This window comes from Variovorax sp. CCNWLW225 (assembly GCF_037204045.1).
Taxonomy (GTDB): domain Bacteria; phylum Pseudomonadota; class Gammaproteobacteria; order Burkholderiales; family Burkholderiaceae_C; genus Variovorax.
In genome coordinates, this window is the sequence record NZ_JBBCBV010000002.1 from 139,779 (window position 1) to 157,637 (window position 17,859).

The 17,859-nt window shown below is 66.3% G+C and carries 15 protein-coding genes; 5 read left to right on the plus strand and 10 right to left on the minus strand.

Going from position 1 to position 17,859, the window contains the following annotated elements:
• Positions 1-119: 119 nt before the first annotated feature.
• The 6 genes from V9L20_RS05295 to V9L20_RS05320 form a co-directional block, all read right to left on the minus strand.
• On the minus strand, positions 120-755 hold the full coding sequence (locus V9L20_RS05295; protein WP_337295790.1) for a PqiC family protein: 636 nt from the start codon (positions 753-755) through the stop codon (positions 120-122).
• The gene (locus V9L20_RS05300; protein ID WP_258506131.1) at positions 752-2,395 is read right to left on the minus strand and encodes a PqiB family protein; all 1,644 of its coding nucleotides are present in this window, start codon (positions 2,393-2,395) and stop codon (positions 752-754) included. Before V9L20_RS05300 ends, V9L20_RS05295 begins: the two co-directional genes overlap by 4 nt.
• Entirely contained in the window at positions 2,392-3,102 is a 711-nt protein-coding gene (locus V9L20_RS05305) for a paraquat-inducible protein A (protein ID WP_337296118.1), read from the minus strand. The genes V9L20_RS05300 and V9L20_RS05305 overlap by 4 nt, the downstream gene beginning before the upstream one ends.
• Positions 3,102-3,734, minus strand: a complete 633-nt coding sequence (locus tag V9L20_RS05310) for a paraquat-inducible protein A (RefSeq protein WP_258506128.1) — start codon at positions 3,732-3,734, stop codon at positions 3,102-3,104. Before V9L20_RS05310 ends, V9L20_RS05305 begins: the two co-directional genes overlap by 1 nt.
• A 20-nt stretch (positions 3,735-3,754) precedes the next feature.
• Positions 3,755-5,110, minus strand: coding sequence for an MFS transporter (locus tag V9L20_RS05315; RefSeq protein WP_337296119.1), 1,356 nt, complete (start codon positions 5,108-5,110; stop codon positions 3,755-3,757).
• A 95-nt stretch (positions 5,111-5,205) separates the two neighbouring features.
• Positions 5,206-6,429: a multidrug effflux MFS transporter gene (locus V9L20_RS05320; RefSeq protein ID WP_337295791.1), complete on the minus strand. Its 1,224-nt coding sequence runs from the start codon at positions 6,427-6,429 to the stop codon at positions 5,206-5,208.
• A 214-nt stretch (positions 6,430-6,643) separates the two neighbouring features.
• Here V9L20_RS05320 and V9L20_RS05325 point away from each other — a divergent pair, with 214 nt between their 5' ends.
• A complete protein-coding gene (locus V9L20_RS05325; protein WP_337295792.1) occupies positions 6,644-8,521 on the plus strand; it encodes a M48 family metallopeptidase in 1,878 nt (625 codons plus the stop codon).
• The gene (locus tag V9L20_RS05330; protein WP_337295793.1) at positions 8,518-8,928 is read left to right on the plus strand and encodes a hypothetical protein; all 411 of its coding nucleotides are present in this window, start codon (positions 8,518-8,520) and stop codon (positions 8,926-8,928) included. Before V9L20_RS05325 ends, V9L20_RS05330 begins: the two co-directional genes overlap by 4 nt.
• Positions 8,929-8,949: 21 nt before the next feature.
• Here the strand turns inward: V9L20_RS05330 and V9L20_RS05335 are convergent, their stop codons facing one another.
• From V9L20_RS05335 to V9L20_RS05345, 3 genes are read right to left on the minus strand one after another with little or no spacing between them, the layout of a single operon-like run.
• Complete coding sequence (locus V9L20_RS05335) at positions 8,950-9,525, minus strand: methylated-DNA--[protein]-cysteine S-methyltransferase (protein ID WP_337295794.1); 576 nt, start codon at positions 9,523-9,525, stop codon at positions 8,950-8,952.
• A 31-nt stretch (positions 9,526-9,556) separates the two neighbouring features.
• Positions 9,557-12,625 carry an FAD-binding and (Fe-S)-binding domain-containing protein gene (locus V9L20_RS05340; protein WP_337295795.1) on the minus strand — a complete coding sequence of 1,023 codons (3,069 nt, stop codon included), beginning with the start codon at positions 12,623-12,625 and terminating at the stop codon, positions 9,557-9,559.
• Between the two features lie 9 nt (positions 12,626-12,634).
• Complete coding sequence (locus V9L20_RS05345; RefSeq protein WP_157613807.1) at positions 12,635-13,330, minus strand: GntR family transcriptional regulator; 696 nt, start codon at positions 13,328-13,330, stop codon at positions 12,635-12,637.
• Between the two features lie 121 nt (positions 13,331-13,451).
• On the opposite strand from V9L20_RS05345, the gene V9L20_RS05350 reads away from it, so the two are divergent.
• From V9L20_RS05350 to V9L20_RS05360, 3 genes are all read left to right on the plus strand, one after another.
• Positions 13,452-14,693 (plus strand): pyridoxal-phosphate-dependent aminotransferase family protein, encoded by a 1,242-nt coding sequence (locus V9L20_RS05350; RefSeq protein WP_337295796.1) that lies wholly within the window; start codon positions 13,452-13,454, stop codon positions 14,691-14,693.
• Between the two features lie 119 nt (positions 14,694-14,812).
• Positions 14,813-15,790 (plus strand): tripartite tricarboxylate transporter substrate binding protein, encoded by a 978-nt coding sequence (locus tag V9L20_RS05355; protein WP_337296120.1) that lies wholly within the window; start codon positions 14,813-14,815, stop codon positions 15,788-15,790.
• Between the two features lie 309 nt (positions 15,791-16,099).
• Positions 16,100-16,870 (plus strand): 2-keto-4-pentenoate hydratase, encoded by a 771-nt coding sequence (locus V9L20_RS05360; RefSeq protein ID WP_337295797.1) that lies wholly within the window; start codon positions 16,100-16,102, stop codon positions 16,868-16,870.
• Here V9L20_RS05360 and V9L20_RS05365 read toward each other — a convergent pair.
• The gene (locus V9L20_RS05365; protein WP_337295798.1) at positions 16,819-17,781 is read right to left on the minus strand and encodes a LysR substrate-binding domain-containing protein; all 963 of its coding nucleotides are present in this window, start codon (positions 17,779-17,781) and stop codon (positions 16,819-16,821) included. The genes V9L20_RS05360 and V9L20_RS05365 overlap by 52 nt on opposite strands.
• Positions 17,782-17,859 lie beyond the last annotated feature (78 nt).

Below are 17,859 nucleotides of genomic sequence, written 5' to 3' on the forward strand. Positions count from 1 at the left end.
GCTCCTTCCCCCTCCGGGGGAAGGTTGGGATGGGGGCAGCTTGCAACTGGACACCATCCATCGATGACCGCCGTCGCGCCCCCACCCCGGCCCTCCCCCAAAGGGGGAGGGAGAAAAAGTCAGAGCGGGCACGCGGTCGCTGCCGGGTTCGCGCGCGCCGCGCTCACGCTGCGTGCAATGGCCGCCGCGGCTGCCGCCGTGATGCGCTGCGCGCCCTGCGCCACCGCGTCGATACCGCCTGCGACGCCCTCGCCCACGTTCAGCTGGCAGACCATGGTGCGGGTCTCGTCGGTGCGCCGCAGCGTCCAGCTGAAGCCTGCGTCCACGCGGCCGCCATCGACCGCGTCGAACTGGCGCACCTGCACCGCAATGCGCCACACCGGCTGCGATGTTTGCCGGCCGCCCTTGGTCACGTCGAGTGCGCCGAGCCGGGCTGCGATGCCGCTGGCGAGCGCGTCCTGCAGTTCGCTTTCGAACGACGCGGCCCAGCGGTGCTGCTCGAGCACATCGACCTGCACGCTGCCGTTGGAGCGCCCCACCACCATCTGCGGTCTTGCAAGCCGTTCGGGTACTGCCACAGGCGCTAACTCGATATAGATCGGCGCAGCGGTGCCGATGGTCGAAGGCGCGGCCTCGGCCGCGGGTACTGTGCTGGCCAGCGTGTAGTAGTTGTCGGGCTTGCTCGCGCAGCCCGCAAGGACGATCATCGCGGCCGCGGCGGCGCCGAGAAGGAGCGGTTTTGAATTTTTCTTCATTTCTTGTCGTCCGGTTTGCCACGCAGCAGCGACTCGGGGTGCCGCTCGAGGTAGTCGGTCAGCACGCGCACCGAACCGGCGGCGCGGGTCAGCTCGCGCAGCGTCTGGCGCATGTCCTGTTGCAGCGGCGAATCGTCGGCGAGCGTGCGTTCGGCGTTGTTGACGGTCTTGCGCACGTCCTTCATGGCGGCGGCAAGCTCTGGCGTCACATCGTTGTTGATGCGCGTCACGGCCTGCTCGGTGCTGGTGAGCGTCTTGTTCAGCGTGGTGAGCGTGGTGCGCAGGTCGGCGGCAATCTGCTCGTACGGCACCTTGTTGAGCTTGCTCGCAATTTCCTGCACCTGCGACTGGATCTCGTCGAGGCTGTTGGCCATGGTGGGCAGCTCGATCGGGTTCTTCGTCACGTCGATCTTTGCCGGCGGCGCCTTCGGGAAAAAGTCGAGCGCCACGTACACCTGCCCTGTCAGCAGATTGCCGTTGCGCAGCTGTGCACGCAGGCCCTTTTCGGCCAGGAAGCGCAGGCGCTCCTGCTGCGTGGCGCGCGATTCCACGCCGCTTTCGCCGGCGCGGCGGCGCAGGCGGTCGGGGTAGACCTGCACCAGCACCGGCATGCGGAACTCCCGCTCGGCACGGTCGAACTCCACGCCGATGGACTTGACCTCGCCGATCACCACGCCGCGGAAGTCGACCGGTGCGCCCGGCGTGAGGCCGCGCAGAGACTGGTTGAAGTACATCAGCAGCGTCTGCGGCGGACCGTCGGGCTCCTTCATGGCCGTGGTTTCGTCTTCGGCGAGCGTGAAGGCCGTGTTCTCCTTGGCCAGCGGGCCCATGGCGTCGTCCGGCGCCTTGAAGGCAATGCCGCCCAGCAAGATGGTGGCGAGCGACTGCGTGCGCAGGGTAAAGCCGCTCGCGCTCAGCTGCGCATCGATGCCGCTTGCCTGCCAGAAGCGCGTGTTCACGCCTACGAACTTGTCGTAAGGCGCATTGACGAAGATGCGCAGCGTCACGCCGCGGCCATCGCCATCGAGTTCATAGGCGGCCACCTGGCCCACCTTGATGCGCCGGAAGTACACCGGCGAGCCCACGTCGAGCGAACCGATGTCCGTCGCGCGCAGCAAGAACTGCTGGCCCGATGCATCGCGCGTGACGATGGGCGGCACTTCGAGGCCCTTGAACTCGCTCGCGGTTTCGGTCGACACGCCCGCATCGGCGCCGATGTATGCGCCCGAGAGCAAGGTGCTCAGGCCTGAAATGCCGGAGGTGTCGAGCCGCGGCCGCACCACCCAGAAGCGCGAGTCTTCGGCGGTGAAGCTCTTGGCCTCGTTGTTCAGCTGCACGATCACCCGTACGTGCGAGCGGTCGCGCGCAAGCCGCAGGCTTTGCACGGTGCCGATCTGCACGTCCTTGTACTTGACGGCGGTCTTGCCCGCTTCCAGGCCTTCGGCGGTGTTGAAGGTAAGCACGATCTCGGGGCCCCGCTCCATCAGTATCTTGGCGATCAGCATCACGCCGACCAGCGCGGCCACGATGGGAATCAGCCAGATCAGCGAAGGCAGCCACTGGCGCCGGCGCACCACGCGGGGCGGCGGCAACCCCGGCGGGGCCTGGTTGTCGTTCGGTTTGACGTCTTCTTCACTCATGCTGGCTTTTCTTCCCTGTTGTCACTTGCCGGTTCATTTCGCTGCCGTTCGACTTGCTGTTGCTCTTTGCTGTCCCATGTGAGCCTGGGGTCGAAGCTCAGCGAGGCGAGCATGGTCAGCACCACCACCGAGCCGAAGGCCGCAATGCCCACGCCCGCATTGATGACCGCAAAGCCCTGGATCTGCACCAGCCCGGTGAGCAGCGAAACCACGAACACGTCGAGCATCGACCAGCGGCCGATGATCTCGACGATGTGATAGAGCTTGGCCCGCTCGGGCCTGCGCCAATCGCTCGCGCGCTGCGCCAGCAAGGCGAGCAAGATCAATACCGTGAGCTTGAAAAGCGGCACCAAAAAGCTTGCGATGAAGATGATCGCCGCGAGCCCGTAGGCACCCGACACCCAGAAATAGATCACGCCGCTCAGGATGGTGTCGTACTGCGCGCCGAACAGCGTGCGCGTGATCATCACCGGCAGCAGGTTGGCCGGTATGTACATGATGCAGGCCGCAATCAGAAAGGCCCAGGTGCGGCTCAGGCTGTAGGGCTTGCGCGTGTACAGGCGGGTGCCGCAACGGCCGCAGGGCTCCCCCTCGGCGGCGTCGCGCCAGACGGCATCGCAATGCGGGCAGGCCACAAGGCCGAGCGAGGCGGCCGTGGCCACCGGGGTTTCGTCGCCGTTGTCATGCGCATGGAGAAAAGGGCCGATCACGCCGCGCCCTCCTTCGGCTCGCCGGGCGGGCGAAAGGTCATTTCCCAGAAGGCATTGGGATTGAACGAAAGCACCGCCGTGAGCATGACGGTGAGCGCAATGAAGGCCCAGAGCGCCGGCCCGGCTACCACGGTGGCCATGCTCGACAGCTTGACGATGGCCACCAGCACGCCCAGCAAAAACACCTCGACCATGCCCCAGGGCCGCAGCATCTGCATGGCGCGCACCAGAACGGCAAAGCCGGCCGGCCGGTGCTCGCGCTGCAGCGGGACCAGCAAATAAGCCAGTATGCAAAGCTGCAACAGCGGAAAAAGCAGCGTCGTCGCCAGCACCAGCAGCGCCACCAGCGACATGCCCTCGGTGCTCAGCACCAGCACGGCGCCGGCCAGCGTGGTCTGGCTGCGCAGGCCCTGCAGCTCGATCTCGACGATCGGAAACAGGTTGGCAATGGCAAACATGATGAGCGACGCCACCGTCAGCGGCAGGATGCGGCGCTGCTGGTCGCCGGCGTGGCGATAAAGCTCGGTGCCGCAGCGGGCGCAGCGCGAAACCTCGCGCGGCTTCAGGGGCGTGCGGCTGAAGACCGCATCGCAGCCCGGGCAAACCACGGTTTCAGGTACTTCCGTCATGGGGCCGTACCCTACCCTATTCAGCCATGGTGCCCTGTCGTCTTGAGCCGCAGGCTGCTGAAAATTGCCGCAACGCCGGCGCAACAGGCCGCCAGCACCAGTGCCACCACCGGCCCGTGGCCGCCGTGCGGGCTCCATACGCTGAACACGCCCGCCAGCACCACCGCCCCCAGCGTCTGGCCCGTGAGCCGCGCCGTGCCCAGCATGCCGCTGGCCGCGCCGCTGCGGTGCGCCGGCGGCGAGGTCACGATGGTGTGGTTGTTCGGCGACTGGAACAGGCCGAACCCCAGGCCGCACAGCGCCATGCGCCAGGCGATGTCGGCATTGCCCGGGTGGGCCGGCAGCGCGGCCAGCAACGCCAGCCCGATGGCGAGCAGGCCCAGCCCGATGCCGCCGAGCAACCCGTCCGGGTAGCGCCCGATCAACCGGCCCGCGAGCGGTGCCATGGCGACGATGGCCAGCGGCCAGGCGGTAATGAGCAACCCGGCCTCGATGTGGCTGCGGCCGTACACGTCCAGCAGCAGGAACGGCAGCGCAATATAGGCCAGCATCTGCGCGCAGAAAGCAGCCACCGAGGTGCCCATGGACAGCGCGAACACCGGAATGCGCAGCAGGTCGATGGGAAAAAGCGGCACCGCCAGCGTTCGCTGCCGCCGCAGGTAGAAGAAGCCCACTGCTACCCCGGCCAGCAGGATGAGCCAGGCGGAGGCATGCGAACCGCCCGCCGCCGCGCCGCCCTCTCGCACCCCCAGGCGGTCGACGCCCAGGAACACCAGCGAGAACATCAGCACGTTCAACGCCACGTCGATCGGCGAGAAGCGCAGGCCGGCTGCCGGCGCCACGCGGTTGAACGGCAGCGCCTTCATGCCCAGCGCGAACACGAGCAGCCCGAGCGGCACATTGATGGCAAAGAGCCATGGCCACGAAGCCACAGACAGGATGGCCGCTGCCACCGAAGGCCCCGCTACCGAAGACGTGGCCACCACCATCGAGTTGATGGCCATGCCCCGCCCCAGCAGCGCCGAAGGAAAGGTCAGCCGCACCAGCGCCGCATTCACGCTCATGATGCCCGCCGCCCCCAGGCCCTGGAAGGTGCGGGCGGCAATCAAGGTACCGAGCGAATTGGCGAAAGTGGCGCCGATGGATGCCACCGTGAACACCGCCATGCCGACCAGGTAGACGCGCCGGTAGCCCACCAGGTCACCCAGCGACGCCAGCGGCAGCAGCATGACCAGCGTGGCGATCTGGTAGGCGTTGACCACCCATATCGCATGCGAGGGGCTGGCCTGGAGCTCGCGCGCGATGCCTGGCAGCGCAAGGTTGACGATGGTGCCGTCGAGCACCGCCACCATGATGCCGAGGATGATGACCAGCATCGCGCGGCGGCGCGCGGGTTGCTCGAGCCCGTCGACTTGCTGCGTGGCCTGGCTGGTCTTGGGCACCGCGGCCTCGGTGCCTGCACGCGTGGTGTTCAAGCCTCTTGCGCTCCTTGTGCGCCGCGGGTGGGTTGCGAGGGCACGCGCCCCAGCGTGAGCCAGGTCAGCACCAGCGCAATCAGCGCGCCGCCGGCCATGCCGGTCACCATCGGCAGCGGACGCCCGTCGGTAAACAGGCCCACCACCGCCATGGCCAGCGCGCCGGTCAGCATCTGCAGCGTGCCGAGCAGCGCCGAAGCCGTGCCGGCAATAGCGCCGTGCATCTCCAGCGCCAGCACGCCGGTGGTCGGGATCACCAGGCCCATGAAACCCGAGGCGATGAAGTAGAGAACGATCAGCACCCAGAGGCTGTCGCCGCCCGTCGCGAAGTAAGTAAACATGGCGACCATGGCCGCGCACGACGCCACCACGCCGAACTTGACGAGTCCCACCAGCCCGAAGCGCTCGCCGAGCGAACCCGTGAGCTGCGAGGCGCCGATGAAGGCCGCCGCGTTCACGCCGAAAGCCACGCTGTACATTGCGGGCGACAGGCCGTAGTGGTCGATCATCACGAACGACGAATTTGCCAGGTAGGTAAAAAAGCCCGCCATCGCGAAGCTGCCGATGAACACCAGCCCAAGGTAGTGCCAGTCGCGCAGCAGCAGCCAGTAGGCCGACAAGGCGCTGCCGAGGCTGCTTTCAACACGCTCCGACGGAGGCCGCGTCTCCTGCAGCTGCGTGACCATCATTGCAAGGCCCGCCACCGCGGCAATGGTCACGGCCCAGAACACGCCGCGCCAGCCCGCCACCGCGATCACGGCGCTGCCCGCCAGCGGCGCGAGGATGGGCGACACGCTGAACACCAGCATCAGCAGCGACATGAGGCGCGCCGCATCGGTGCCGGTGTGCAGGTCGCGCACCACCGCGCGCGGAATCGCCATACCCGCGGCCGCGCCCAGGCCTTGCACCAGGCGCAGCGCGATCAGCGTCTGGATGTCGGTCGCGAGCGCGCAACCGATGCTCGCAAGCGCGAACAGCACCAGCCCGGCATAGAGCGGCGGCTTGCGCCCGACCATGTCCGAGATCGGCCCGTACAGCAATTGCCCCGCACCCAGCGAAAGAAAAAACGCCGTGAGGCTCATCTGCACCGCGCCGATGTCGGCCTTCAGCGTTTGGCCGATGGCCGGCAATGCCGGCAGGTACATGTCGATGGCGAAAGGGCCAATGGCGGAGAGCAGGCCCAGCAACAGGGCCATCTTGAAGAAGGGAGAAGAACGCATCGAACCGATTGTCGCCAAGCGCGGCGGTTGGTGCAGGCGTGGGGTCGGCGCCCGGCCGTTGCTAATTCTGGCGAAAGAGTACGAACTTGGTATTCAGTTGGTTCCCGCCGCCGCCCTCTTGGATATTCGCAATGACGCAATCGGCGGCTACGCTATCGGCTTCCCGGAATATTCAGAACGATTCACAACAACAGTCTCCTGGAGGGAGTTAGCCATGGCCGCCGCGCGCACGATCCATAAAGACCTTTTTCGCGTGTTCTTGCTGACCCTGGTGTCGCTCTTCGCCATTCCGGCGGCGACACTGGTTTTCACCGAATACGCGCTGCGCTCGCAAGACGCCGAGTTCTTGCAGGCGATCGAATCGCGCATCGCGGCCGACACCCGCCTCTCCGCAGCGGACAAGGCACTCACCACCGAGTTCTATCGCAGCCGCCCCCTGTCCAAGGCGTGCAGCGCCACCGCGCCTGAAGACAAGGACTTTCACGACCAGGTGTGCAGTCCTTATTCGATGCAATGGCAGTTCCATTGGGCCGACCGTGCAGCCATCTGGACGCTGGCGCTCGGCGCGGCGCTGCTGGCGGCCGCCTTGGTGCTGGGCGCCCTCGCCTTTGCCAACCGCGGCCTTCGCTATGCCAGCTTTGTGGCGGGCTGGCGGCTCATGACGGTGTCGAGCGCGGTCGAGGTCGTGCTGCAGAGCGCGATGCTGGTGTGGCTGTCGTTCTGGCTCACCGCGTATTTCATGGAGCGCTATTACGTCAAGCTGATTGCCATCGCCGGCATTGCAGCGGCCATTGCTGTGTTCTATGCGATCTACACGCTGTTCAAGAAGCTGCCCTTCGGCAGCGAGATCGAAGGCGAGCTGGTCGCCGAAGCCGATGCGCCCCGCCTGTGGAACCGCATCCGCGAACTGGCCACCCGCGTTAAGACCGCGCCGCCAGACCACATCGTGGCCGGCATCGACACCAACTTTTTCGTGACCGAGGCGCCCTGCGACGTTCGCGGCCGTACGCTGAATGGCCGCACGCTTTTCGTGAGCATTCCGCTGCTGCGCGTGCTCGACCAGACCGAAGCCGATGCGGTGCTCGCGCACGAGCTGGCCCACCTGGGCGGCGGCGACACCCGAAGCAGTGCAGCGCTCGGCCCCAAGCTGCAGCAGTTCGACCAGTACACCTGGGAAATGCGCAGCGGCGGGCTGACCATCGTTGCGCACTTTCTGCTGCGCCTGTACCGCATGATCTTCTCGTTCGCCCTGGCGCGCGACAGCCGCGAACGCGAATTCAAGGCCGACCGGGTTTCCGCCGGCCTGACGGCGCCCAACGCCATCGTGCAGTCGCTCATCAAGATTTCGGCCTATGCGAGCTACCGCAACGACGTGGAGCGAAAGCTCTTCGAACAGAACCGCCAGCACGACGGCGCGCTTGGCATTGCCGGCTTCGTGGCCGCGGGCCTGCCGCCCTATGCCGGATCGGAGGCATTCATCGAAACCATGAAGACCGCCGACGTGCCGCACCCTTACGACAGCCACCCGCCGCTGCTGGAGCGCATGCGCAACGTCGGGCATCACGTGCCCGAGAGTGCCTATGGCGCTATCGTCGCGACCGCGCCGAGCGCCTCTTGGGCCGACGAAATCGAGACTGCCGCCGACATCGAGGCGCGGATGTGGAATGACTATGAGCAGCGCTTCGTGCAGAACCACGAACTGAGCCTTGCCTACCGATACGAACCGGCCACGGAAGAAGAGCGCGCCGTGGTGCTGCGCCACTTTCCCCCGGTCGAGTTTGCGTTGAAGAACAACGAGCGCGTACAGGTGAGCTACCAGGGGTTGCACCAGAGCGTCGACGGCGGTTCGACGATCGGATGGGACGAGGTCAAGGACCTGACCTTCCAAGACAACGCCTTCGCCGACATGCTGATCGTTTCCCACCACGACAAGGGCATGCTGGGTGCGCGCACCACCAAGGTGAAGGTGGGCGGCCTGGGCAAACAGAAAGACAACTTCAAGGGCGCCGTCGGCCGCTACTGGCAGCGGCACCAGATCATGCGGGCCGAGCAGGCGGCGTCGGCTCGGGCCGAAGAGGAAGCACCGGCATGAAATCCGGCAAGCTTCCCACGCTGCTCGTCGTTCTGGCCGTGGCGTACTTCCTGACCAGCCTGGGGCACTTCACCCACAACGCGGAGTTCATCTGCGAGTACCCGAACCTGCCGGCCTCGTTTACCAGCGCAAGGGTCTACGCGGCCTGGGCGGCAATTACATCGGTGGGCGTGCTCGGCTTCTTCTTGCTCATTGGCAAGAAGTGGATCGCCACGGGTCTGGTCCTGGTTGCTGCATACGCCGTGCTCGGATTCGATGGCCTCGGCCACTATGCGCTCGCACCGTTCGAGTGGCATACGCGCATGGCCAATCTCACCATCCTCTCGGAAGTGGTCGCCGCGGCGCTCCTGTTGTCGGCCACGGTTTACCAGTTGGCAGTGCGCCTGCGCCAGCCGACAAGTGCCTGAAGAAGAGTTCGGCCAGGGCTTCTAGAACAGCGACGCCATGCCGTTCGGCCGCGCGCCCTCGATGTCGAGCATGCGCAGTTTCGTCAGCGCGCCGCCGCCCGCCGAAAAGCCGCCGGGCTTGTTGCCCGCGGCCAGCACGCGATGGCACGGCACCACCGGCGCGAAGGGGTTGTGGCCCATGGCCTGCCCTACCGCGCGGGAAAGGCCCTTGTCGCCCAGCTCGGCCGCGATTTCGCCGTAGGTGCGCGTCTGGCCGGGCGGAATGCGGCGCGCAATGGCGTAGATGCGCTGATGGAATTCCGACACGTGGCTCATGTCGAGCTCGATGTCGCCGAGGTCGTCGGGCGCACCTTGCAGCAGAGCCTGGATGGCCGCGACCGCCTTCTGCGCGCTCTCCGGCGGCACGGCTTCGGTCAGATCCGGAAAGCGGCGCCGCATGCGCGCCCGCGTGGCAGCTTCTCCGTTTTCTTCAGGCAGTTGCACGCCGATGAGCCCGCGCGCGCCCCAAGCGAGCGCGCAAGTGCCTATTGCGGTGTCGAACAGCGCGAAGCCGGGCTCCGCCGCAACTGCTGCTGTGGTCGCTGCTTCATCGTTCATCGGGCTATTTTGTGCCACCCGCGATAGCCGTTCAATCGGCCAGGGCTGCCGGCGCCAGGTGCCGCTCCAGCAGCACGGCGACGTGCACGGCTTCGCGCTGCGCGCCATCCCCGATCTGGTGGCGGCAGCTGGTGCCGTCGGCCACCACAATGGCTCCCGGCTTCGCGCGGATCGCCGGCAGCAGGCTGGCCTCGGCCATCTGCATCGACACCTCGATATGGCGCGCCTCGTAGCCAAAGCTGCCGGCCATGCCGCAGCATGAGCTTTCGATCAGTTCGGGCTCGGCGCCGGGAATGAGCCGCAGCACCTCCAGCACCGGGCTGACCGCGCCGAACGCCTTCTGGTGGCAATGGCCGTGCAGCAGGATCGGCGCCGTTGCGGGGGTGAGCGCAAGCGCGAAGCGGCCGGCCTTCATTTCGCGCGCAATGAACTCCTCGAACAGCAGCGCCTGCTTGGCGACTGTTTCGGCCTTCTTGCCGAAGCCCATCACCAGGGTTTCGTCGCGCAGCGTAAGCAGGCATGAGGGCTCGAGCCCGACGATGGGAATGCCCGCCTCGGCCAGCGGCTTGAGGGCGTCGATCAGTGCCTCGGCACGGCGCTTGGCTTCAGCCACCATGCCGCTGGCCAGGAAGGTGCGGCCGCAGCAGTGATGCCCGCCGCTTTTTTCGACCGTGTGCAGCGTGTAGCCCGCAGCCTTGAGGACACGCGCCGCGGCCAGCGCGTTTTCGCTTTCGAATGTGCCGTTGAAAGTGTCGACGAAAAGTATCGCGGCCTTGCCGCCGCTTGCCTGCACCGACAGCACGGCTTCGCGGCTGGCGAACATGCCGTGCAGGTCGGCCTTGGCGCGCCAGAAGGTGTCGGAGCGCCATTCGGGCAGCGACCGTCGTGCGGAAAAACCCAGCAGCTTTTCGCCCAGCCAGGCCGCGCCGGGCAAGGTGTTGCGCAGGTTCATGAGCCACGGCAGGCGGCTGGCCTTGTGCGCGTAGTCGGGCATGTACGCCACGATCTTGTCCTTCAGCGTATGGCCGTGGCGCTTCTTGTAGTGGTCGAGAAACTCGATCTTCATCTTCGCCATGTCCACGCCGGTCGGGCAGTCGCGCTTGCAGCCCTTGCAGCCGACACACAGGTCCATGGTTTCGTGCATCTCTTCGCTGGTGAAGGCGTCCGGGCCAAGCTGGCCCGAGAGCGCTAGCCGCAGCGTGTTGGCACGGCCGCGCGTCAGGTGCTGCTCGTCGCGCGTCACGCGGTAGCTCGGACACATGGTGCCGGCGTCGAACTTTCTGCAGTGGCCGTTGTTGTTGCACATTTCCGCGGCCTTGGCCAGGCCGCCCGTGCTGTCGCCGCCAGTGCCGGGCGCGGTGGTCTGCTCGGTCACCGGATCGGCGTTGACGTTCCAGGCCGACCAGTCGAGCACGGGCTTGAGTTCGATGCGCTTGTAGGGCTTGGGCGCGGTGGGCGGCGCAAAGCGGAACAGCGCGCCGTCGTCCATGCGCGGCGTATCGATGATCTTGCCGGGGTTGAAAAGATTGGCCGGATCGAGCTTTTGCTTGATGGCGCGAAACGCCTCGTTGATGGCGGGGCCGAACTGCCATTCGATCCACTCGCCGCGGCACAGGCCGTCGCCATGCTCACCGCTGAAGGCGCCCTTGTATTTGCGCACCAGCGCGGCGGCTTCTTCGGCAATGGCTCGCATCTTGGCGCCGCCGTCTGCGCGCATGTCCAGAATTGGCCGCACATGCAGCGTGCCGACCGAGGCATGCGCATACCAGGTGCCACGGCTGCCGTACCGGGCGAACACTTCGGTCAGCGCATCGGTGTATTCGGCCAGGTGCTCGAGCGGCACGGCGCAGTCTTCGATGAAGCTCACCGGCTTGCCGTCGCCCTTCAGGCTCATCATGATGTTGAGGCCGGCCTTGCGCACTTCCCACAGGTTTTTCTGGCGCGCGTCATCGGGCATTTCGACCACGCTGCCGGGCAGCCCCAGGTCGCCCATGAGCTCGACAAGTTGCTTGAGCCGCGGCAGCAGCCCGGCCTTTTCAGCACCCGCAAACTCCACCAGCAAGATGGCCGCCGGCTTGCCGATCAGCGCTGTCTCCACCGTGGGCTTGAAGGCCGGGTTGGCAAGGCTCAGCTCGATCATCGTGCGGTCGACCAGCTCCACCGCCGTGGGGCCGAGCTTCACGATGTGCTGCGCCGCATCCATGGCCGAATGGAAGGTCGGAAAATTCACGATGCCCAGCACCTTGGCGCGCGGCAGCGGCGCGAGCTTGAGCTTCAGGCTCTTCGTATAGGCCAGGGTGCCTTCGGCGCCGATCAGCAGGTGCGCAAGGTTCACGCTGCCGTCGGCGGTATAGGGCCGCTCGTTCTGGTTGTCGAAGATGTCGAGGTTGTAACCGGCCACGCGGCGCAGCACCTTGGGCCAGTTGGCGTGGATCTGCTCGCGGTGCTCGACAGCCAGCCCGTGCACGAACTGCGCAATGCCAGCCGCGCGCGGGCCCAGCGTGGCCTGCGGGCCAAACTCCACCAGCTCGCCGCTCGAAAGCCAGGCGCTCGCGCCCAGCACGTTGTGCACCATGTTGCCGTAGGCAATGGAGCGCGACCCGCAGGAGTTGTTGCCGGCCATGCCGCCCAGCGTGGCCTGCGCGCTGGTCGACACATCGACCGGATACCAGAGGCCGTGCGGCTTGAGCTGCGCGTTCAGGTGGTCGAGCACCAGGCCGGGCTCGACGGTGGCGGTGCCCTCTTCCACATTCACGTCGAGCACGCGGCGGAAATGCTTGCTGTTGTCGATCACCAGTGCGGCGCCCGTGGTCTGGCCGCATTGGCTGGTGCCGCCGCCGCGCGCGAGCACAGGCACCTTCAGGTCGCGTGCGATGTCGATGGCGGTGGCAATGTCGCGTTCATTGGTCGGCACGAAGGCGCCGACCGGGGTGATCTGGTAGATCGACGCATCGGTGGCGTAGCGGCCGCGCGAACCGTCGTCGAACAGCACCTCGCCCTGCGTTTCGGCGCGCAGCCGGCGTGCGAGCGCATCGCAGGTTTCATTGGGCGGAAGAACGGTTCCGGCGGGCTGGATGTGGCTTGCGGGATCGACGCGCATGGTGTGGGGTCAGCTCGCTTTGTGGGTCTGGGGGTAGATTTCACCGGCGCGCATGAGCTCCAGCACCGTGTCGCGCTTGCGCATGAGGTGCGCGACCATCACCTTGCGCATTGCCGGTGCGTCGCGCGTGGCCAGCGCGTTGACCATCTGCTCATGCTCTTCGACGGCGTGCTTCCACTTCGCGTCGTTCTGGTTTGTGCGAAAGCGCAGCGACTGCACGCGGGCGTTGATGGAACGGTAGGTGCTGGCCAGCACCGGGTTTCCCGCGGCCTCGTTGATGGCGGTGTGAATGCGCGCGTTGAGGCGGTAATAGCCCGAGAGATCGCGCCGAGCGAAGCACGCCATCATTTCGTAGTGCAGCGCGCGCACCTCGGCCAGTTCTTCATCGGTAATGCGCTTGGCCGCCAGCTCGCCCGACATGCCTTCGAGCATGGCCAGCACCTCGAAGGTGTTGAGCACGTCGGCCTCGGTGAGCTTCACTGCCACCGCGCCGCGATTCGGCAGCAGGTCGACCAGCCCTTCGGCCGCGAGCAGCTTGATGGCCTCGCGCAGCGGCGTGCGCGACACGCGCAGCTGCAGGCACAGCTCGCGCTCGTTGAGCTTTGCGCCCGGGGCGATGTGCCCTTCGACCAGCATCGTGCGCAGGCGCGAAGCCACCTGGTCGTGCAGCGCGAGGCGCGAGATTTCGATGATGTCTGCAGTCATGTCTGTTTCCCTTGAATGCATTTTGAATGCAAAAAACCACAGCTGCAATCGGTGTTGTTAAGGGTAAACCAGCATGCCTTATTCAATTTTGAATGCAAAACTGAAGGCGAAAGGACAGTCCATGCTGCAACTCGACATCCATCCCACCGGCCGCCACTTCCTCCAGATTCCCGGCCCCAGCCCGGTGCCCGACCGCATCCTGCGGGCCATGAGCCTGCCGACCATCGACCACCGCGGGCCCGAGTTCGGCACGCTGGGGCTCAAGGTGCTCGGCGGCATCAAGCAGATCTTCAAGACGAAGCATCCGGTTGCCATCTACCCTGCTTCCGGCACGGGCGCATGGGAGGCCGCGCTGGCCAACACGCTGAGCCCGGGCGACCACGTGCTGATGTACGAAACCGGGCACTTCGCGTCGCTGTGGCAAAAAATGGCCACGCGGCTCGGCCTGTCGACCGAATTCCTCGCGTGGACGGGCAAGGACGAGCAACTGCCCGCCGCGCCCAGCTGGCGCCGCGGCGTGCAGGCCGATCTCATCGAGGCCCGCCTGCGCAAGGACACCGAAAAGAAGATCAAGGCCGTGTGCGTGGTGCACAACGAAACCTCCACCGGCGTCACCTCCGACATTGCTTCGGTGCGCAAGGCCATCGATGCGGCGGGCCACCCGGCCCTCTTGATGGTCGACAGCATCTCCGGCCTCGCAAGCGCCGATTTCCGGCATGACGAATGGGGTGTGGACGTCACCATCAGCGGCTCGCAAAAGGGCTTGATGCTGCCGCCCGGCATCAGCTTCAACGCGCTCTCGCCGCGTGCGCTCGAAGCATCGAAAAGCGCGAAGCTGCCACGCGCCTTCTGGGCCTGGGACGAGATCGTGGAGATGAACAAGGACGGCTACTGGCCCTACACGCCCAACACCAACCTGCTCTACGGCCTCTCGGAGTCGCTCGACATGCTGCTCGGCGAAGGGCTGGACAACGTGTTTGCGCGCCACCAGCGCTGGGCTACCGGCGTGCGCGCGGCGGTCAACGCCTGGGGCCTGCCGATCCAGTGCGCCGACCCTGCCGTGTACTCGCCCGTGCTCACCGGCGTGATCACCCCGGAGGGAGTCGATGCCGATGCGCTGCGCCGCCTGATTCACCAGCGCTTCGATCTTTCGCTGGGTACCGGCCTCGGCAAGCTCAAGGGCCGCATGTTCCGCATGGGCCACCTGGGCGACAGCAACGACCTGACGCTGGTCGCCATGGTGGCGGGCGTCGAAATGGGCATGAAGCTCGCGGGCATCAAGCTGGCAGGCAGCGGCGTGCACGCGGCCATGGACCATTTCGCGAGCCACGCCGCATCCCCGGCACTGCAAAAGGCCGCGTAGCGCACGAACCCGTTCACACCCGGCCGCAACGCGTCGCTCGAACGGCGCGGCGGCCGACACCCTTGCCTGGCATCCAGTCAGGCACGCATCGGACCCACCACACACTGGAGACAAAGATGATGCAGAGACGTTCGCTGATTCAAGCCGCGGGTGCCGCGACCGCCACGCTGGGCGTGCCCCGGCTCTTCGCGCAGGAGTGGCCCAGCGGGCCGGTGCGCATCGTGGTGGGGTTTCCGCCGGGCGGGGGCACCGATGCGCTTGCGCGCGTGGTGGCGCAAAAGCTCACGACCATGTGGAACCAGCAGGTCATCGTCGAGAACAAGGGCGGCGTGGCGGGCGTGCTGGCGGCCGAATACGTCTCGCAGCAGCCCAGCGACGGCAGCACGCTGCTCATGGCGCACATCAACAGCCACGCGCTCGCGCCGAGCCTTCAGCCCAAGCTGCGCTACAGCGTGGAACGCGACTTCGTGCCGATCGTGCTCGTGGGTGTCACGCCCAACCTGCTGATTGCCAGCCCGGCGCAAAAGGCGCTCACGGTGAACGACATCGTGTCCGCTTGCAAGGACTCTCCAGGCACGGTGAGCTTCGGCTCCGCGGGCGCCGGTTCGGCACAGCACCTGGCACTCGAAATGTTCAAGCTGCAGGCCAAGGTGGATGCGCTGCACGTGCCGTACAAAGGCAGCGGCCCGCTGCTGGCCGACCTGATGGGTGGCCAGATTCAATACAGCTTCGAAACCATGACCGCAGCCACGCCGCACGTAAAAAGCGGCCGCGTGCTGGCCGTGGCGCAGACCCGAGCCAAGCGGGCCAAGGGCCACCCCAACGTTCCCACCATGCAGGAGCAGGGCTTCGCCGGTTTCGAGGCCACCACCTGGTACGGCTTGGCAGGCCCGGGCAAGCTGCCGCAGCCGGTGGCCGACAAGGTCAACCGCGACGTCAACACGGTGCTCGCGATGCCCGATGTGCAGGAAAAGCTCGACACCTATGGTGCGGAGGACGGTGGCGGCTCACAGGACAAGTTCAAGCAGTTCATCGCGACCGAGATCGCCAAGTGGGCCAAGGTGGTGAAGGATGGCAAGGTGCATGTCGATACTTGACTTGCTGCCTTGTTGACGGGTTCAGGGGATTCAGGGCGGCGCACCCGCCGACGGGGTACCTTTCTCCGCGAATGTCCCCCGGGGCTGCGCCCCTCCTCCTTTATTTCGCTGCGCAAGGCACCCCGCCAGCGGGCGCGTTGCACAGAGCCGTGGTTGATCAGCGGAACACCAGCAGCGTGCCCCGGTGCACAGGGCATCGGGTGCTCCGCGCAGCGAAATAAAGGAGGAGCCGAAGGCGGGGGACATTCGCGGAGGGGAGTACCCGGTGGCCTTTGCACTCGCCCGGGACGCAACTGACAAAATCACAAGATGACCTCACAAATGACAGCCCTGACCGATGCGCTCGTTGCAGCCCGCCGCAGCAACACCACCCTCGATGCCTCCACCTGGACCGACGCGCTGCAAGATGCCACGCAGGCCTACGAGGTGCAGGACGCAGTAGCCGCTGCGCTCGGCTGGTTTGGTGACCGTGCCGTTCCGGCCCATTGGAAATCCGGCGGCGCCTCCAGAAACGTGACGCTCACGCATGCGCCGCTGCCCCCTCAAGGCGTGCGCAACAGCCCGGCGGACTTCAGCGACTTGGTTTTTCACTCGCCCGGCATCGAAGCTGAAATCGCCCTGCGGCTCGGACAGGACGTGACACCGGAAATGGCCGCGAAGCTCGACCACCAGGACGCGGCTTCGCTGATCGATGCCATGGCGGTCTCGGTGGAAATCGTCGATTCGCGTTGGCAAGACCTGGCCGCTACGCCCCCGTTGCTGCGCCTTGCGGATTCGCAAGTGCATGGCGCGCTGGTTCTCGGCGAATGGCAGCCTTATGCGGCCGTCGATTGGGCTTCGCAGCGCTGCGAAACCAGAGTCGGCAATTCGGAAAGCGTGGTGCGCGAAGGCACCCATCCGCTGGCCGACCCCGCATGGTTGCTGCCCATCTGGCTGCGCCACATCACGCGCCATGGGCAAAGCGCGCCGGCCGGCACCGTCGTCACCACAGGGTCGTGGGTCGGTATCGTGCCTTGCCGCCGCGGAGATCAGGTAACGGTGGAATTTGCGGGCATCGGCTCGGTTCGCTTGATCGTGTAGCGCCCTCCTCCCACGCCCGAGCACGCCACCAGAAAGTCGAGCACCGCGCGCACGCGTGCTGGCAAGGTGCCGGCCTTGCCGATGTACACCGCGTGGATCGGCTCCACCTCGGCGGGGTTGAATTCCTGCAGCAGCGGCACCAGCCGGCCCGCATCGATGTCGTGCTGTATGTGATACAGCGACAGCCGCGCCACGCCCGCGCCGGCAATCGCCAGCTGCCGCAGCGTTTCGCCGTCGCCCGCGCGCACCGGCCCGGCCACGGGCAACGAGATCATTCGCCCGTCGATACGCAATGGCCAATCCGGCGTATTGCGCCGGTAGCTCCAGCCCAACCTGTTGTGCGCTTCCAGTTCCTGCGGCGTGTGCGGTGTGCCGTACTTTGCAAGATAGTCGGGCGAGGCCACGATCGCCTGGCTGGTTTCGCCGAGGCGGCGCGCCACCAGGTCGGAAGGCGGCAACTGCCCCCAGCGGATCGCGATGTCCGCGCGCTCGTCCATCAGGTCGACGATGCGGTCGGTCAGTGCAATGTCCAGCGTGATTTGCGGATGCAGCTCGAGCAGCTTGGGCACCAGCGGCACCAGCTTGTGGTGCCCGAAGGACACGCTCGCGTTGATGCTCACCCGGCCGCGCGGCGCGGCACCCGCGGCGGCGCAGCGCTCGGCCTCATCCATGTCGGCCAGCACGCGCGTGCTGCGCTCATAGAAATGCAGGCCTTCGGGTGTCAGTTGCAGCTTGCGCGTGGAGCGGTGCACCAGCTGAATACCCAGGCGCAATTCGAGCCGCGCCACCAGCTTGCTCACCGCGGAAGGCGTCATGTCGAGCAGGCGCGCCGCGGCGGAAAAGCCGCCGGATTCGACCAGCTGTACGAAGGCCTCCATTTCACCGGAGCGGTTCACATCGATACGCGGCATGGCGGCTCCTCGGCTTTCAGCTGTGACTTCAATTCACAAGTCTATGTACAGCCGGCATTCTAGTCATCCATGGGGATA

Coding starts and splice junctions, on each gene's coding strand:
- V9L20_RS05295 (WP_337295790.1), bottom strand. CDS start 755: ATGAAGAAAAATTCAAAACCGCTCCTTCTCGGCGCCGCCGCGGCCGCG.
- V9L20_RS05300 (WP_258506131.1), bottom strand. CDS start 2,395: ATGAGTGAAGAAGACGTCAAACCGAACGACAACCAGGCCCCGCCGGGG.
- V9L20_RS05310 (WP_258506128.1), bottom strand. CDS start 3,734: ATGACGGAAGTACCTGAAACCGTGGTTTGCCCGGGCTGCGATGCGGTC.
- V9L20_RS05315 (WP_337296119.1), bottom strand. CDS start 5,110: ATGCTGGTCATCATCCTCGGCATCATGGTGGCGGTGCTCGACGGCACC.
- V9L20_RS05320 (WP_337295791.1), bottom strand. CDS start 6,429: ATGCGTTCTTCTCCCTTCTTCAAGATGGCCCTGTTGCTGGGCCTGCTC.
- V9L20_RS05325 (WP_337295792.1), top strand. CDS start 6,644: ATGGCCGCCGCGCGCACGATCCATAAAGACCTTTTTCGCGTGTTCTTG.
- V9L20_RS05330 (WP_337295793.1), top strand. CDS start 8,518: ATGAAATCCGGCAAGCTTCCCACGCTGCTCGTCGTTCTGGCCGTGGCG.
- V9L20_RS05335 (WP_337295794.1), bottom strand. CDS start 9,525: ATGAACGATGAAGCAGCGACCACAGCAGCAGTTGCGGCGGAGCCCGGC.
- V9L20_RS05340 (WP_337295795.1), bottom strand. CDS start 12,625: ATGCGCGTCGATCCCGCAAGCCACATCCAGCCCGCCGGAACCGTTCTT.
- V9L20_RS05345 (WP_157613807.1), bottom strand. CDS start 13,330: ATGACTGCAGACATCATCGAAATCTCGCGCCTCGCGCTGCACGACCAG.
- V9L20_RS05350 (WP_337295796.1), top strand. CDS start 13,452: ATGCTGCAACTCGACATCCATCCCACCGGCCGCCACTTCCTCCAGATT.
- V9L20_RS05355 (WP_337296120.1), top strand. CDS start 14,813: ATGCAGAGACGTTCGCTGATTCAAGCCGCGGGTGCCGCGACCGCCACG.
- V9L20_RS05360 (WP_337295797.1), top strand. CDS start 16,100: ATGACCTCACAAATGACAGCCCTGACCGATGCGCTCGTTGCAGCCCGC.
- V9L20_RS05365 (WP_337295798.1), bottom strand. CDS start 17,781: ATGCCGCGTATCGATGTGAACCGCTCCGGTGAAATGGAGGCCTTCGTA.